Source organism: Tsukamurella ocularis (genome assembly GCF_965138335.1).
Taxonomy (GTDB): Bacteria; Actinomycetota; Actinomycetes; order Mycobacteriales; family Mycobacteriaceae; genus Tsukamurella; species Tsukamurella ocularis_A.
Map to the genome: position 1 here is coordinate 213,177 of NZ_CBCSDV010000001.1, position 13,044 is coordinate 226,220.

General features: G+C 72.2%; 18 protein-coding genes and 2 tRNA genes. 9 read left to right on the top strand and 11 right to left on the bottom strand.

What is annotated here, in order from left to right:
* Positions 1-76: 76 nt before the first annotated feature.
* Complete coding sequence (locus ACNAYW_RS01070; protein WP_415847909.1) at positions 77-1,219, top strand: acyltransferase family protein; 1,143 nt, start codon at positions 77-79, stop codon at positions 1,217-1,219.
* The gene (locus ACNAYW_RS01075) at positions 1,200-2,441 is read left to right on the top strand and encodes a hypothetical protein (RefSeq protein WP_415847910.1); all 1,242 of its coding nucleotides are present in this window, start codon (positions 1,200-1,202) and stop codon (positions 2,439-2,441) included. The genes ACNAYW_RS01070 and ACNAYW_RS01075 overlap by 20 nt, the downstream gene beginning before the upstream one ends.
* Here the strand turns inward: ACNAYW_RS01075 and ACNAYW_RS01080 are convergent.
* The 9 genes from ACNAYW_RS01080 to ACNAYW_RS01120 form a co-directional block, all read right to left on the bottom strand.
* The gene (locus tag ACNAYW_RS01080) at positions 2,414-2,848 is read right to left on the bottom strand and encodes an acyl-CoA thioesterase (protein WP_415847911.1); all 435 of its coding nucleotides are present in this window, start codon (positions 2,846-2,848) and stop codon (positions 2,414-2,416) included. The genes ACNAYW_RS01075 and ACNAYW_RS01080 overlap by 28 nt on opposite strands.
* Complete coding sequence (gene hisC / locus ACNAYW_RS01085) at positions 2,845-3,903, bottom strand: histidinol-phosphate transaminase (protein WP_415848206.1); 1,059 nt, start codon at positions 3,901-3,903, stop codon at positions 2,845-2,847. Before hisC ends, ACNAYW_RS01080 begins: the two co-directional genes overlap by 4 nt.
* 113 nt (positions 3,904-4,016) lie before the next feature.
* Positions 4,017-4,235 (bottom strand): CsbD family protein, encoded by a 219-nt coding sequence (locus ACNAYW_RS01090; RefSeq protein WP_415847912.1) that lies wholly within the window; start codon positions 4,233-4,235, stop codon positions 4,017-4,019.
* Positions 4,236-4,355: 120 nt separating this feature from the next.
* The gene (locus tag ACNAYW_RS01095; RefSeq protein ID WP_415847913.1) at positions 4,356-4,565 is read right to left on the bottom strand and encodes a CsbD family protein; all 210 of its coding nucleotides are present in this window, start codon (positions 4,563-4,565) and stop codon (positions 4,356-4,358) included.
* Between the two features lie 2 nt (positions 4,566-4,567).
* Positions 4,568-5,158, bottom strand: coding sequence for an alkaline shock response membrane anchor protein AmaP (locus tag ACNAYW_RS01100; protein ID WP_415847914.1), 591 nt, complete (start codon positions 5,156-5,158; stop codon positions 4,568-4,570).
* Positions 5,155-5,922: an Asp23/Gls24 family envelope stress response protein gene (locus ACNAYW_RS01105; RefSeq protein WP_415847915.1), complete on the bottom strand. Its 768-nt coding sequence runs from the start codon at positions 5,920-5,922 to the stop codon at positions 5,155-5,157. The genes ACNAYW_RS01100 and ACNAYW_RS01105 overlap by 4 nt, the downstream gene beginning before the upstream one ends.
* A gap of 2 nt (positions 5,923-5,924) precedes the next feature.
* Entirely contained in the window at positions 5,925-6,110 is a 186-nt protein-coding gene (locus tag ACNAYW_RS01110; RefSeq protein ID WP_415847916.1) for a DUF2273 domain-containing protein, read from the bottom strand.
* Positions 6,107-6,430: a hypothetical protein gene (locus ACNAYW_RS01115; RefSeq protein ID WP_415847917.1), complete on the bottom strand. Its 324-nt coding sequence runs from the start codon at positions 6,428-6,430 to the stop codon at positions 6,107-6,109. Before ACNAYW_RS01115 ends, ACNAYW_RS01110 begins: the two co-directional genes overlap by 4 nt.
* Positions 6,427-6,906, bottom strand: coding sequence for an Asp23/Gls24 family envelope stress response protein (locus ACNAYW_RS01120; protein WP_415847918.1), 480 nt, complete (start codon positions 6,904-6,906; stop codon positions 6,427-6,429). Before ACNAYW_RS01120 ends, ACNAYW_RS01115 begins: the two co-directional genes overlap by 4 nt.
* Before the next feature lie 115 nt (positions 6,907-7,021).
* Here ACNAYW_RS01120 and ACNAYW_RS01125 point away from each other — a divergent pair, with 115 nt between their 5' ends.
* From ACNAYW_RS01125 to ACNAYW_RS01150, 6 genes are all read left to right on the top strand, one after another.
* Complete coding sequence (locus ACNAYW_RS01125) at positions 7,022-7,582, top strand: RNA polymerase sigma factor (protein WP_415847919.1); 561 nt, start codon at positions 7,022-7,024, stop codon at positions 7,580-7,582.
* Positions 7,583-7,653: 71 nt separating this feature from the next.
* Positions 7,654-8,175: a hypothetical protein gene (locus ACNAYW_RS01130; RefSeq protein ID WP_415847920.1), complete on the top strand. Its 522-nt coding sequence runs from the start codon at positions 7,654-7,656 to the stop codon at positions 8,173-8,175.
* A gap of 142 nt (positions 8,176-8,317) precedes the next feature.
* Positions 8,318-8,409, top strand: a tRNA-Ser gene (locus tag ACNAYW_RS01135).
* A gap of 38 nt (positions 8,410-8,447) precedes the next feature.
* Positions 8,448-8,520 (top strand) — tRNA-Arg (locus ACNAYW_RS01140).
* An 84-nt stretch (positions 8,521-8,604) separates the two neighbouring features.
* The gene (locus tag ACNAYW_RS01145) at positions 8,605-8,982 is read left to right on the top strand and encodes a DUF779 domain-containing protein (protein WP_415847921.1); all 378 of its coding nucleotides are present in this window, start codon (positions 8,605-8,607) and stop codon (positions 8,980-8,982) included.
* Positions 8,983-9,058: 76 nt separating this feature from the next.
* A complete protein-coding gene (locus ACNAYW_RS01150) occupies positions 9,059-9,469 on the top strand; it encodes a carboxymuconolactone decarboxylase family protein (protein WP_415847922.1) in 411 nt (136 codons plus the stop codon).
* Here ACNAYW_RS01150 and ACNAYW_RS01155 read toward each other — a convergent pair.
* Positions 9,417-10,127 carry a phosphatase PAP2 family protein gene (locus ACNAYW_RS01155; protein WP_415847923.1) on the bottom strand — a complete coding sequence of 237 codons (711 nt, stop codon included), beginning with the start codon at positions 10,125-10,127 and terminating at the stop codon, positions 9,417-9,419. The genes ACNAYW_RS01150 and ACNAYW_RS01155 overlap by 53 nt on opposite strands.
* A gap of 94 nt (positions 10,128-10,221) precedes the next feature.
* On the opposite strand from ACNAYW_RS01155, the gene ACNAYW_RS01160 reads away from it, so the two are divergent.
* Positions 10,222-10,920 carry a hypothetical protein gene (locus ACNAYW_RS01160; protein WP_415847924.1) on the top strand — a complete coding sequence of 233 codons (699 nt, stop codon included), beginning with the start codon at positions 10,222-10,224 and terminating at the stop codon, positions 10,918-10,920.
* A gap of 481 nt (positions 10,921-11,401) precedes the next feature.
* Here ACNAYW_RS01160 and exaC read toward each other — a convergent pair whose 3' ends face one another.
* Complete coding sequence (exaC, locus tag ACNAYW_RS01165; protein ID WP_415847925.1) at positions 11,402-12,925, bottom strand: acetaldehyde dehydrogenase ExaC; 1,524 nt, start codon at positions 12,923-12,925, stop codon at positions 11,402-11,404.
* Positions 12,926-13,044: the final 119 nt, after the last annotated feature.

Consider the following 13,044-nt stretch of genomic DNA (forward strand, 5'->3'; position numbering starts at 1 on the left):
AGGCGCCGGACGGGTGTCGGACGGGTGTCGGACAGGCGCTGGACGGACGCCCGGGGACACCGGGCAAAATGAGGGGATGCAGAGTCGGGTAGCGCCGCTCACCGGGCTGCGTGCCGTCGCGGCGGCCACGGTGTGCCTGACGCACGCCGCCTTCTCGACGGGCCACTACACCGACGACTTCGCCGGGCACCTCTGGGCGCGGTTCGAGATCGGCGTCCCCATCTTCTTCGCGCTGTCGGGCTTCCTCCTCTTCCGGCCGTGGGTGCGGCTGCTGCAGGACGGCACCGGGCACCAGCCCGACCTGCGGCGCTACGCCTGGCACCGGTTCCGGCGGGTGGTGCCCGCGTACTGGGTGGTCGTCGTCGCCGTGTACGCGCTGGGCCTCGTGCGGCACGAGCCGAACCCGTCGGGCCGGGGCGCCGACGGGCTGCTGCGGAACCTCACCTTCACCCAGATCTACGGCTTCGGGCACCTGCGCGTCGGGCTGACCCAGGCCTGGAGCCTCGCGGTGGAGATGGCCTTCTACCTGGCGCTCCCGCTGATCGGCTGGGCGCTCACCGCGGCCCTGTGCCGGTACCGGTGGCGGCCCGCGCGGCTGGTGGCCGGCCTCGCCGCCGTCGCCGCGATCACCCCGGTGTGGATCCTGATCGCCCCCGACATCGAACGCACCGCGCGCATGTGGCCGCCCGCCTACCTGTGGTGGTTCGTCGGGGGCATGGCGCTGACGGTCGCGGTCCCGTCGGTCCGACGGTGGCCGCGGTGGGCCACGCCCGCGTGCCTCGCCGTCGCCGCGACGGCGTTCGTCGTCTCCGCCCTGCCGGTGATCGGCGGACCTCCCACGATGGTGCCGGCGAGCCAGGTGGAGGCGCTGGTGAAGTCCGCCCTCTACCTGCTGATCTCCGTCGCACTGATCGCCCCGCTCGGGCTCGCGCCGGCGGCGCGCTCGCCGTACCACCGGGTGCTGGGCAGCCGGCCGATGGTGTGGCTCGGCACGATCTCCTACGAGTACTTCCTGGTGCACCTCATCGTCATGGACGTCCTCCTCCTCGACGTCCTCGGCTGGCCGCCGTTCACCGGGAGCATCGCCGTCGCCTTCCTCGCGACCTCGGTCGTCACCGTCGTGCTCGCGTGGGCGCTGCGCGCCGCCCTGCCCTTCGGGGATGATGAGAAGCGCACGTCGACGGAGAAGGGGGTGACGGATGTCCGCGCAGGAGCCTGAAGTGCACATCGAGGCGCCGGTGCGCCGGTGGTGCGACGCCCGCGCGATCCCGATGCCCCGGCGCGAGCTCTCCGACGAGGCCGCCCTGCTCATCGCGGCCGGTCACCTCCAGCCCGCAGCCCGCGCGGTGGTGCTCAACCGGTTCGACACCGAGCGCGCCTTCCCGGACATCGGCGGCTACTCCAAGCTGCGCCGGCTCAGCCGGATCGCCGAGCACGAGGCTCCGGCGCCGTCGGCCGACGGCGTCCCTGCCAACCCGTTGCAGCAGGCCAAGGCCGCCGCCGACGCGGTGCGCGGTGCGGACGCGCGGCGCAAGCTCGCCGGCTTCCGGCACGCCTTCACCCTGAACCGCATCTCCTTCGCCGCGGGCGTCCGCGCCGTGCGTCGCGCCCGGAAGGACGCGGTGCACCTCGACCTCGACGAGCGCGACGCCCTCTTCGACGCGCTGTGCCTGACGCCGCTGCCGCTCACCCCGTCGGCCGCGGCGGTGGCCGCGCGGACCGTCGCGCGGGTGGCGGGCCCGGCCCTGCGGCTCGCCCCGCAGCTCGCGGGCTGGGTCGACGGGCACGGCGCGCCCGACGAGGGCCTGCTCGTCTTCGAGGACCGCTACGACGTGCTGCTGTTCGTCGCCGGCCTCGTCTACGACAAGGTGAGCTACTCCCGTTCGGTGAGCGCAGGCGAGTTCGACGAGCAGCTCGGCCAGCTGGACCTGCCGACCGACCTGGTGCAGATCTCCGCCGACGTCGTGCAGCTCAAGTCCGTGTGGGGCCAGCTGCGGTACGCGCCGGGCCTCGCCGACGGCACCCGCTCGGGCGAGCTCGACAAGGTCTGGGAGGAGCTCGTCGACCGGGTCACCGCGCTCACCCGCGTGGGCGACCTGGTGGACGTCGCCGATTCGAAGCGGCCGCGGCGCATGTCGATCGAATCGATCGACCAGCAGATCCACGAGCTGGTGCAGCGCGCCGGCGAGCGCGAGATCTCCACGCAGAGCGCGCGTCGCGTCGCCGGGCAGATCATGGGCGCGCGCGGCGATCTCCCGCCGGCCCTGCCCGACGGTGCGCGGCGCGCCCTGCCCGGCGTGGGGGCCGGCGGCGCGGGGACCGGCACCGGCGGGTCGGGTGTGCGACCCGGTGCGGCGCTACCGGACTCGGCGCTCCCCGGCGACGCGCCGAAGGCGTGGAAGCCCGCGCCGGCTCAGCCGCGCGACCAGGACGCGAGGTAGGACTTCTCCTCGTCGGTGAGGCGCCGCAGGCTGCGCTTCTCGATGTCGACGACCGCCATCTGCGTGGTCGCGAGGATCGCGGGCTTCGACTCGGGGGCGGCGCCGTTCGCGCGGACCTCGTAGCCGATCGTGAAGTCGACGCTGCGGTTGGACGCGATGTACATGCCCACCTGCACCGGCGAATCCTCGTGGTACAGCTGCGCCTTGTACTTGATCGCGACGTCGGCGATGAAGGCGCTCTTGATCAGCGGCGCGTACTTCTCGCCGGCGGAGAGCAGCCACTGGATGCGGGCCTCCTCCAGCAGCGTCACCATGCGCGCGTGGTTCACGTGGCCCAGGGCGTCCATGTCCGACCATCGCACGGGAACGTGTGCGGTGAAGGCGAACTCGTACTTGCCGAGGCTCACCGGCGCCACCCCGCGGCGAAGGCGAGGAAGGCGTCGTTCTCCTCCGGCACGGTGACGGTGACGCGGACGCCGGCACCGTCGAAGCCCCGGACCAGGAGGCCGGCCTCGGCCGCGTCGGCGGTGAACCGCAGGGCGTCGGTGTCCAGGGGGAGCCAGACGAAGTTGGCCTGGGTGTGCGGGACCTCGAATCCGGCCTCCAGCAGCGCTTCCCGGACGCGGGTGCGCTCGGCGACGACGGCCTCGGTGCGGGCCAGCAGCTCGTCGTTCGCGTGCAGGGAGGCGATCGCAGCCGCCTGCGCCGGCACACTCACCGAGAAGGGCAGATGCACCTTGGTGAGCGCGGCGATGAGCTCCGGATCGGCGATGGCGTAGCCCACCCGCAGGCCCGCGAGGCCGTAGGCCTTGGAGAAGGTGCGCAGCGCGATCACGTTGCGGTGCCGGGCGATCAGGGCGGCGCCGTCGATGCGTTCGCCGGTCTGCGCGTTGGCCCGGTGGTACTCGTAGTAGGCCTCGTCGAGGGCGACGATCACGTGCGGCGGCACCTGCTGCAGGAACGCCTCGAGGGCCCCCTCGGAGACCGTCGTGCCCGTGGGGTTGTTCGGGTTGCAGACGAAGATCAGGCGCGTGCGGTCGGTGATGGCGGCGGCCATCGCATCGAGGTCGTGGGCGTGATCGGCCGTGAGCGGGACCTGGACCGGCGTCGCGCCGACGACGCGGGTCACGATCGGATAGGCCTCGAAGCTGCGCCAGGCGAAGATCACCTCGTCGCCCGGGCGGCAGGTGACCTGGACCAGGTCCTGGCAGAGGGCGACGGACCCGCAGCCCGCGTGGACCTGGTCCTCGGTGGCGCCGGTGAGCTTCGCCAGCTCGGCCTTGAGCGCCACGGCGCCGTTGTCGGGGTAGCGGTTGGCGCTGCGCAGCACTTCATCGAGGGCCGCGGCGACCGACGGCAGCGGACCGTCGACGATCTCGTTGGAGGCGAGCTTGATCGCGCCGGGCGCGGACTTCCCCGGCACGTAGGCGGGGAGTGCGTCGAGATCGGAGCGGATGCTCAGCGGCGCGGGGTCGGACGGGTTCACAGTGGCCACTCGGCCAGGGTAGTCCGCCGGTCCGCTCCCGGGGGCCACCGAGGCCGGTCGCGTGGACCGGCCCCGGCGGCCGAGGGGCGTCAGTTGCCCGAGAGCTTGTCCTTGAGGGAGTCCGCGTCGCCCTTGACCTTGTCGGCGAGCTCGCCGGCCTTCTCCTTGGCGGCGGCGGTGGCCTGGTCGAGCTTCTCGCCGGCGGCCGTGGTGGCCTGATCGAACTTCTCACCGGCGGCTGCGGCGACCTCCTGGGCGCGGCCCTTGAGCTCCTCCGCCTTGCTCTTCGCGTCGTCTGCGATGCCCATGCGTGATCCTTCCGATACACCGGATGTGTTCCCCCGAGGCGGATCCTCGAGGTCTTGATTGTGCGCTGCTCGTTGCGATCGCGCTCGGTGATCGGTTGCGATCACGATGGACGTGCGGCGTCAGTGACCGGACAGCTTGTTCTTGACGGCGTCGACGCCCTCCTTGACCTTGTCCGCGGCGTCGGCGATCTTCTCCTTGGCGGCGGCGAGGCCCTGATCCGCCTGGCCCTCGGCCTTGAGGTCGTCGTTGCCGGTGGCCGCGCCTGCGGCCTCCTTCGCGCGGCCCTTGAGGTCCTCGGCCTTGTTCCTGGCGTCGTCTGCGATTCCCATGGTCATGTCCTCTCGATGGTGGATGGGTCTTCGTCTCGGGGGAGCTCCCCAAGTCTTCGGTCGCCGCGCCGGTCGTTCACCAGGACCTGGAACGCGACGTCGGGTCCGGCGGCGAGAGCCACGTCGCGGCGGGCGGCCGCCGCCAGGGCGGTGAGCTCGTCGACGGGGGCGCCGGGCGCGATCGCGACCGCCACGCGGATGATCTGCCGGCCCTTCTCGACCACGGTCGACGGGCGGGCGCGCCGGATCAGGGGACTGCGCCCCAGGTCGGCGGCGACGGCGTCGGCCACGCGCCCCAGGTCGACGGTGCCGTCGCCGGGCGTGTGCGCGGTGCGCGAGGTGGCGCCGCGCAGGTGCCGGACGAGCAACCACAGCGCCACGAGCACCAGGACCGCGCCGGCCGCCCCGGTGACGGCGGGCCACCACGGCTGGTCGGGCAGGCGCACGATCGTGGGGACCGACACGCGGTCGGCGGCGTCGGCCGCGGTTCGCTGTCCGAGCCGGTCGCCGAGCGCCCACAGGCCTCCGGCCAGCAGTACGAGCCCGACGAGGCCGGCGACGATCCGGTCGATGACGCGGGTCGAGCCCTTCATCGGGCCACCTCCTCGGCGGTGCGGCGGTCGGGATCGATCCGCCGGTGGAACCACAGTTCGTCGGAGACGGGGGTGTGGCTGCGGCGCCGCGGCTTCAGCGCGGCGGCGATCAACACCAGGCCCAGCACGATGGCGCCGATCGTCGCGGGCCACGCCCACCACTCCCACCGCACGTCGTCCGCGATGCGCGGCACGGCGTCGATCCAGCGGGTGCCGGCGATCCAGCCGAGCGAGACGAGGGCGTCGCGGACCGCGATCACGCCGAGCGCCACGACGCCCAGTAGCAGCGGTACCGTCGCGATGCTTGCGCCGGCGGTGCGACGCGGTGCGCGGCGCCGCAGGTCGCGGGCGGTGGGCGGGGCGTCCGTCGCGGTGACGGCGGTGCCGTGCGCCTGGGTGGCGCGGGGACCCGTGCGGTCCTCACTGATCCGGGTGATGTGCACGTGCACCTCCTTCGGGGCCGCGCCGAGGCTGCGGGCGAGCTCGTCGTCGACGGCGGAACGGACCGCGGGCACCAGCCGGGCGGTGTCGAGCGGCCACTGCGCGGCGATCTGCACGTCGATCTCGCTGCCGGCGCGGTCGGCGAAGCGCACCGACGGCAGCTGCCGCGTCGTGAGCCCGCGGACCCGCTCGGTGCCGGGCACCGACAGGGCCGCGTGCTCGACGAGCCGCCGCCGCACGCGGTCGTCGATGACGGTGCGACCCCGCTCCGCGGCGTCGGCCGCGGCGAGCGGGCCGTCGGGGGTCACCGATTCGGTGGTCATGGTCAGCTCCGGTCGCGGCGCCGCAGGGCGGTGAGGTCGATGAGCCCGTCGAGGTGCGCGCCCACGGCCGCGCCGGCGGCGCCGAGGACGATCGCGAGCAGGAGACCGACGAGGCCGCCGACCACGACGGCGATCGCCACGAGCAGGCCGATCACGCCTCCCCACACGGTGAAGTGTCCTGGCGTCATGCGGTGAACTCCTTCGGTGCTGCGGGGCCCGGGTCGGACACCGCGATATCGGATACGACGACGTCCACGGGGACCCCCGCGGCGTCGGAGGCGGCCACGCGGACGCGGTCCGCGAGGTCGACCAGATCGAGGTCGCGCCGGAACTCGAGCACGACGGACACCTGCCCGCCGTCGTCGTCGAGCCGGACGCCGCGCACCGTCCGGCCCGGGAGGTGGGTGGCGGGGGAGCCGGGCCCGCCGGCGTGGACGCCGACGACCCCGTCCACCGCGGTCACCGCGGCGACGACTCCGTCGACCCGGGCGGCGCGTGCAGCGCTCACTGGACCCGCGACTCCGCCGGCGCCTCGCCGGCGACGTCGTCATCGTCGGCGAAGTGCACGTCGTGGACCGTGACGTTGACCTCGGTCACCTCGAGGCCGGTCATGGACTCGACGGCGTCGATGACGTTGCTGCGGATGCCGGCGGCCAGGTCGTGGATCGCGACGCCGTACTCGGCGACGATCGTCACGTCGACGGCGGCCTGTCGCTCGCCGACCTCGACGGTGACGCCCTGCGTCAGGTCCGGAGCGCCCGGCAGCGTCTCGCGGATGCGGCCGACCACGCGCGCGGCCTGGCCGCCGAGGTCGTGGACGCCGTCGACCTCGCGGGCCGCGATACCGGCGATCTTGGACACGACCACGTCGGCGATGTTGGTGCTACCGCGTCCGACCTGCGTGGAGACCGCGGAGCCGGGCTTCGTCGCCGCCGTCGTCGACTCGTCGGCGGTCGCGGCGGGCTTGGTGGTGGTCGAGGTCATGTTCGGTCTCCCTTGTGTCGACTGATGCACCGGGATCCGTTCCGGCACACTGGGTGAGTCGCCGTCTCCCGGAGATCGGCACGCGATTGTGATCCATCTCACACTGGGAGGGTGGTTGTTCGACTCGGAGCTGCTGCCGTCGCTGTCCGACGAGACCCTGACGAGGCGCGCCCAGCGCGGTGACGCCGCGGCCTTCGACGTGCTCGTGCAGCGGCACGCGCCCGCCCTGCATCGGTTCGTCGCGCGGACGATGCCCGAACGCAGTGACTGCGACGACATCGTGCAGGAATCCCTCATCGCCGCGTGGAAGGCGCTACCCACCTTCGCCTTCCGCTCGAGCCTGCGGACCTGGCTGTTCTCGATCGCCGCCCGCAAGACCGCTGACGTGCTGCGTCGCCGGGCGCCCGTCGTCGACTCGGAGGCCGTCGACGAGGCGGTCGCGCAGGGGCCCGGCCCCGTCGAGAAGGCGACCGATCGGGACTTCCTCGACGCCCTCGCCCGGGAACTGGGCCGCCTGCCGTACCCCGCCCGCGCGGCGTGGTGGCTCCGCGAGGTCGACGGGCTCTCCATCGCCGAGATCGCGAGCGTTCTGCGGACCACGGAGGGGTCGGTGCGCGGCCATCTGCAGCGCACGCGGCAGCGCCTCGCGGAGACGCTCGGGGAGTACTGGCCATGAGCGATCCGACGCGGCCCGGGGAGGCCGGACCGTTGTGCAATTCGACACGACGTGGTCACACTGGGGGAGCGATGAGTTTCAGGCGAGTGGAGAGTGGTGACGCCGCACCGGCGCAGGCCACCGATTGGATAGCCGACGCGACGCGTCGGCTCGCCGGGCTGGCCGGACCCGATGCCGAGGCGCCCGAGGTCGACCCGCGCTGGGGCGCGGACGCGATCGATCGGCTGCGCGAGGCCGTGGCCCTGCAGGTCTCGGCGCTGCCGCGGCGCTCCCGCCCGATCGCCACCGCCCGGCCGGGAGTGGCCGTCACCGAGCTGGCCCTCTCGAAGGCCGTCACGGCGGCGCTCTCCGACACCGCGGCCTCCGAGTCCGCCGCCGTCGCCGACGTGGCGCTCGATCTGACCGCCGGCGACCTGGCAGGCGTGCACGTCCACCTCGTCGCGGTCGGCGCCGACGGGCGTGGACGCACGTTGATCGACGGTGGCGAACGCCTCCGGTCCCTGGCGTCCGACGTCGTGCGACGCATGGTGGGGACGGCAGACGTCCGGATCGACCTCACCTGGGAGGATCTGCTCACGCCCGAGCCGATCTAGGCACCGTCGCGCGGCCCGCGCGTGCCCGGTGCGTGAACGGGAGATGACCAGCGGTTTTGTGGGTTGCGGAGACGTTGTGTAATGTAGCTGCTCGGCGGTTGCGCGTGACCCGTAAGGATCGCTCGCGCATCGCGTCCGATTTGGAGGCGTGCCAGAGCGGCCGAATGGGACTCACTGCTAATGAGTTGTCCGGCCAACACCGGACCGGAGGTTCAAATCCTCTCGCCTCCGCCACGTCGGTCTTCGGACCGGCGAGAATTGAATATGGGTATGCGCCCGTAGCTCAGTGGATAGAGCATCTGACTACGGATCAGAAGGTCAGGGGTTCGAATCCCTTCGGGCGCACAGGCGGACGCCGGGTCAGTTCAACTGACCCGGCGTTTCCGCGTTCCGGCTGCGTTACCGTCGAAGCAGACGACGGGAGCGGGCATGGACGAGCGGGTCGAATCGACGCCGGCGGCACGACAGATGCTGGGCGAGCTGTGGGACGGCAACGGCCCGCTGCTGATCCACCAGAGCGGAGGCTGCTGCGACGGCTCGGCGCCCATGGTGTTCGCGGTCGACGAGTTCCGCATGGGCGATGCCAACGTGCGGCTCGGCACCGTCGAGCTCGGGAACGGGCGCGACGTGCCGGTCTGGGTGTCCGACGGCGAGGCGCGGGTCTGGGAGAACAGCGTGCTCGTCCTGGACCTCGAGCCCGGCCGCGCCGCGGGCTTCTCGCTCGAGGGCTCCACGGGCAAGCGTTTCGTCTCCCGGGTGCGGATCACGGGCGCCGACGGTGCCGCCTGCCCCGTCCCGCAATCCTGACTTGCGTTCGAGCGCGCTCGAAGTCCTAGCGTCGACCGCGCTACCCGCGAACGACGGGTCGCGGAAGGTGAGCGCCATGTCCGAGCAGTACGACATCGACAGCCCCGCATCGATCGCCCGCCGGGAAGCGGGACTCGCCGTCCTCGCGGCGATCGACGGCGACGCCGGCCAGGCCGTCATCGACTCCCTGGGCGAGATCAGCCCCGCCCTCGCCCACCACGTGGCGGCCTGGGGCTTCGGGGAGGTCTACGCCCGGCCCGGCCTGGACCCGCGCAGCCGTCAGCTGGTGACGCTCGGCGTCCTCACCGCGCTCGGCGGCGCGGAACCGCAGCTGCGCGTGCACATCAACGCCGCGCTCAACGTCGGGATCACCCGCGACGAGATCGTCGAGGCGTTCTTGCACACCGTGCCGTACGCGGGCTTCCCGCGCGCGATCAACGCGACGCTGGTCGCGCGGGACGTGTTCGCGGAGCGCGAGAACGCCTGACGGTGTCGCCCGCCCAGCGGTCCCACCGCGCCCACGACGCGGGTGGGAGCAGGGCGAGGCCCACGGCGACGCCGGCGAGGCCGATCGCGAACCCGGCCGCCGTATCGGAGAACCAGTGCACGCCCAGGTACAGGCGGCTCGCCGCCACGGCGCCGATCACCGCGGCGGGGACGAGGAGCGCGAGCAGACGCCGGCGGGCGGCCCAGCCCGCGGTGACGGCCACCGTCGTGGCCAGGAGCAGGGCCGTCGTGCCCGTGACGTGGCCCGACGGGAAGCCGTAGTCCGTCTCGTTCGCGAGGTGGTCGACGAGCGGCGGCCGCTGTCGCGCGAAGGCGTCCTTCAGCGCCAGGGTGGCTGCCGACGCGACGGCGGTGCTGCCGAGCACGAAGGCGGCGGAGGCGGCGGACCGTCGCCACGCGAGGAGCGCGGCGACGAGCACGCCGAGCGCGATCGTGCCGCCCGGCGAGAAGACGTCGGTGATGAGCCGCATCGCGGTCGTGACGGCCGTGTCGCGGTGCTCGATCATCTCCTCCAGCACCTCGCCGTCGGCCTCGGTGACGGGCCGCCACCCGACGAGCAGGCCGAGGGCGACCACGGCGCCGAGGAGCGCGACGGCAGCGGCCAGGTAGGGCCGGCCGCGCCGGTCGAGAGTGGGCATCGCACCAGATTGCCCGCGCGAAAGTCGTTCGCGCAACCCAAGACCGGGTAAAGCGCCCCTCATGACCGGGGGTGGTGCGGGTAGCGTGGACGGTGTGAGGAAGCGACTGAGGCGGGCGCGCGCGGCGCGGTTGCAGCGCGACACCCTGTACGCGGACGTCTCCGAATGGCAGCCGGAACTGCCCGAGAAGTATCCCTACCGGTGGGTCGCGATCCGCTCCAACGACGGCACCTACCGCGACCGCCGGTTCGCCGCCAACTGGGACACGGTGCGGCGGATGCTCGACGACGGCCGGCTGGTCGGCGCCATCGTGTACGCGGTGGTGCGCCCCAACTGGCAGGACAGCCTCGCCGTGCACGTGGAGATGCAGGGCGAGGACCGCCCCGACGTGGTGACGATGGCCGACGCGGAATCCTGGGGCGGGCAGATCGTCGGCGATCACTCGGAGGCCTTCAACGGCTTCACGTGGGGCGCCTCGGACTGGCGCGGCGGTGGCGCGGATCCGCGGCCCACCCGCTGCATCGGCTACCTCAACCCCAACGACATCGGCATCTGGCCGACGCTGCCCGAGATGCCCTTCGTGGTGCCCTCCTACGGCGCGCTGCCCGACTTCAGTCGGGCGCCGGAACTGGGGCGGCGCTTCGCGATCCACCAGTACACCGACGGCAGCGGGTACGGCGGTGGGCTGCCCGAGGGCTACGGCCGCGTGCGCTGCGACATGAACGCCGCCAACGGCCTCGACCCGTGGCAGCTCGGCGACCTGCTCGGCACCACCACGATCCCGGTGGACTGAGTCAGCCGCCGTACGCGGTGTAGTACCCCTCCGGGGCAGTGGGCAGCCGTCGACCCACGCGCCGGCGTAAGCCCCAGTCGCCGCCCGCGTGGTCCACAGCGCGGTGCTGCTGTAGTCGCTGATCAGCCGAACCTCGGTGCGTGTCGGCGACGATCCACCGGCGTGTCGTCGCAGGATTGCACCGAGGATCGGAAGGCGTGCGAGAGCCCGAGGGCTCATCCGGTCGGATCGTGCGGCGGCGGATGCGGGGGTATGCGCGCCACGCATCGCTCGCTCCCCCGAAATGGCTGTGAACTGCGCATTCAGGGGTATGCGCGGCACGCATGGCTTGCGTGGACAACACGGCACCGTCAGCGTGCCGCCGCCCTGCCGCCCTGCCGCCCCGCGCACCGTCGGGCAGGAGCACCCGGACGTGCGAGCGGCGCCGTCCCCGGATGGGGGACGGCGCCGCGGACACCCTCAGGCGTAGCCCGGGCAGGGATCAGAAGAAGCCCTGCGCGCCCGGTGCGTACGAGACCAGCAGGTTCTTGGTCTGCTGGTAGTGATCGAGCATCATCTTGTGGTTCTCACGGCCGATGCCCGAGTCCTTGTAGCCGCCGAACGCCGCGTGCGCCGGGTACTGGTGATACGTGTTCGTCCACACGCGACCGGCCTGGATGTCGCGGCCCGCGCGGTAGGCGACGTCGCCATTGCGCGACCAGACGCCGGCGCCGAGGCCGTAGCGCGTGTCGTTGGCGATCTCCATCGCGTTGTCGTAGCCGTCGAACGACGTGACCGCGAGCACCGGGCCGAAGATCTCCTCCTGGAAGATCCGCATGTCGTTGGTGCCGGAGAAGATGGTCGGCTGGATGTAGTAGCCGCCCGAGAGGTCGCCGCCCAGGTCGGCCGCCTCGCCGCCCGTCACCAGGGTCGCGCCCTCGTTCTTACCGATCTCGATGTACGACAGGATCTTCTCGTGCTGCTCCTTCGAGGCCTGCGCGCCGATCATGGTGTCGGTGTCCAGCGGGTCGCCCTGGATGATCGACTTGGTGCGGATGGAGCCGAGCTCGAGGAACTCGTCGAAGATCGGCTTCTCCAGCAGCGCGCGCGACGGGCAGGTGCAGACCTCGCCCTGGTTGAGCGCGAACATCGTGAAGCCCTCGAGGGCCTTGTCCTGGTAGTCGTCGTTCGCGGCCATGACGTCCTTGAAGAAGACGTTCGGGCTCTTGCCGCCCAGCTCGAGGGTCACGGGGATGAGGTTGTCGGCGGCGTAGCCCGCGATCAGCTTGCCGGTGGTGGTCTCACCGGTGAAGGCGATCTTGCGGATCCGCTTCGACGAGGCCAGCGGCTTGCCGGCCTCGAGGCCGAAGCCGTTGACGATGTTGACCACGCCCGCGGGCAGCAGGTCGCCGATGAGCGACCACAGGTACAGCACCGACACGGGGGTCTGCTCGGCGGGCTTCAGCACGATCGCGTTGCCGGCGGCCAGCGCGGGCGCCAGCTTCCACACGGCCATGAGGATCGGGAAGTTCCACGGGATGATCTGGCCGACCACGCCGAGCGGCTCGTGGAAGTGGTACGCGACGGTGTTCTCGTCGATCTCGGAGATCCCGCCCTCCTGGGAGCGCAGGCACGACGCGAAGTACCGGAAGTGGTCGATGGCGAGGGGGATGTCGGCGTTGAGGGTCTCGCGGATCGGCTTGCCGTTGTCCCAGGACTCGGCGAGCGCGATCGACTCGAGGTTGGCCTCCATCCGGTCGGCGATCTTGAGCAGGATCCCCGCGCGGACGGCCGGCGCGGTCTTGCCCCAGGCGGGGGCGGCCGCGTGCGCGGCGTCGAGCGCCAGCTCGATGTCCTCGGCGGTGGACCGCGCCACCTCGCAGAAGCCCTGGCCGGTGACCGGGGTGACGTTCTCGAAATACTGGCCCTTGACGGGCGCGACCCACTCGCCGCCGATCCAGTTGTCGTAGCGGGACTGGTAGCTCATGAGGGAGCCGGGGGCGCCGGGGCGTGCGTAAACGGTCATGAAGGACCTCCAGATGAGTGGCGTGATGTCAGTCACATTCCACCCTACGCAGTGACCGTTGCAACAACGTTGCAGTCGGTTGCTACCCCGATCGCCCCTGGTCAAGCGGACGACGTACG

What these genes read in the sequence shown, in the direction of transcription:
- ACNAYW_RS01145 (WP_415847921.1), top strand. Translation starts at nt 8,605, where the DNA reads ATGGACGAGCGGGTCGAATCGACGCCGGCGGCACGACAGATGCTGGGC.
- ACNAYW_RS01095 (WP_415847913.1), bottom strand. Translation starts at nt 4,565, where the DNA reads ATGGGAATCGCAGACGACGCCAGGAACAAGGCCGAGGACCTCAAGGGC.
- ACNAYW_RS01100 (WP_415847914.1), bottom strand. Translation starts at nt 5,158, where the DNA reads ATGAAGGGCTCGACCCGCGTCATCGACCGGATCGTCGCCGGCCTCGTC.
- ACNAYW_RS01155 (WP_415847923.1), bottom strand. Translation starts at nt 10,127, where the DNA reads ATGCCCACTCTCGACCGGCGCGGCCGGCCCTACCTGGCCGCTGCCGTC.
- ACNAYW_RS01110 (WP_415847916.1), bottom strand. Translation starts at nt 6,110, where the DNA reads ATGACGCCAGGACACTTCACCGTGTGGGGAGGCGTGATCGGCCTGCTC.
- ACNAYW_RS01105 (WP_415847915.1), bottom strand. Translation starts at nt 5,922, where the DNA reads ATGACCACCGAATCGGTGACCCCCGACGGCCCGCTCGCCGCGGCCGAC.
- ACNAYW_RS01130 (WP_415847920.1), top strand. Translation starts at nt 7,654, where the DNA reads ATGAGTTTCAGGCGAGTGGAGAGTGGTGACGCCGCACCGGCGCAGGCC.
- ACNAYW_RS01150 (WP_415847922.1), top strand. Translation starts at nt 9,059, where the DNA reads ATGTCCGAGCAGTACGACATCGACAGCCCCGCATCGATCGCCCGCCGG.
- ACNAYW_RS01120 (WP_415847918.1), bottom strand. Translation starts at nt 6,906, where the DNA reads ATGACCTCGACCACCACCAAGCCCGCCGCGACCGCCGACGAGTCGACG.
- exaC (WP_415847925.1), bottom strand. Translation starts at nt 12,925, where the DNA reads ATGACCGTTTACGCACGCCCCGGCGCCCCCGGCTCCCTCATGAGCTAC.
- ACNAYW_RS01070 (WP_415847909.1), top strand. Translation starts at nt 77, where the DNA reads ATGCAGAGTCGGGTAGCGCCGCTCACCGGGCTGCGTGCCGTCGCGGCG.
- ACNAYW_RS01090 (WP_415847912.1), bottom strand. Translation starts at nt 4,235, where the DNA reads ATGGGCATCGCAGACGACGCGAAGAGCAAGGCGGAGGAGCTCAAGGGC.
- ACNAYW_RS01075 (WP_415847910.1), top strand. Translation starts at nt 1,200, where the DNA reads ATGTCCGCGCAGGAGCCTGAAGTGCACATCGAGGCGCCGGTGCGCCGG.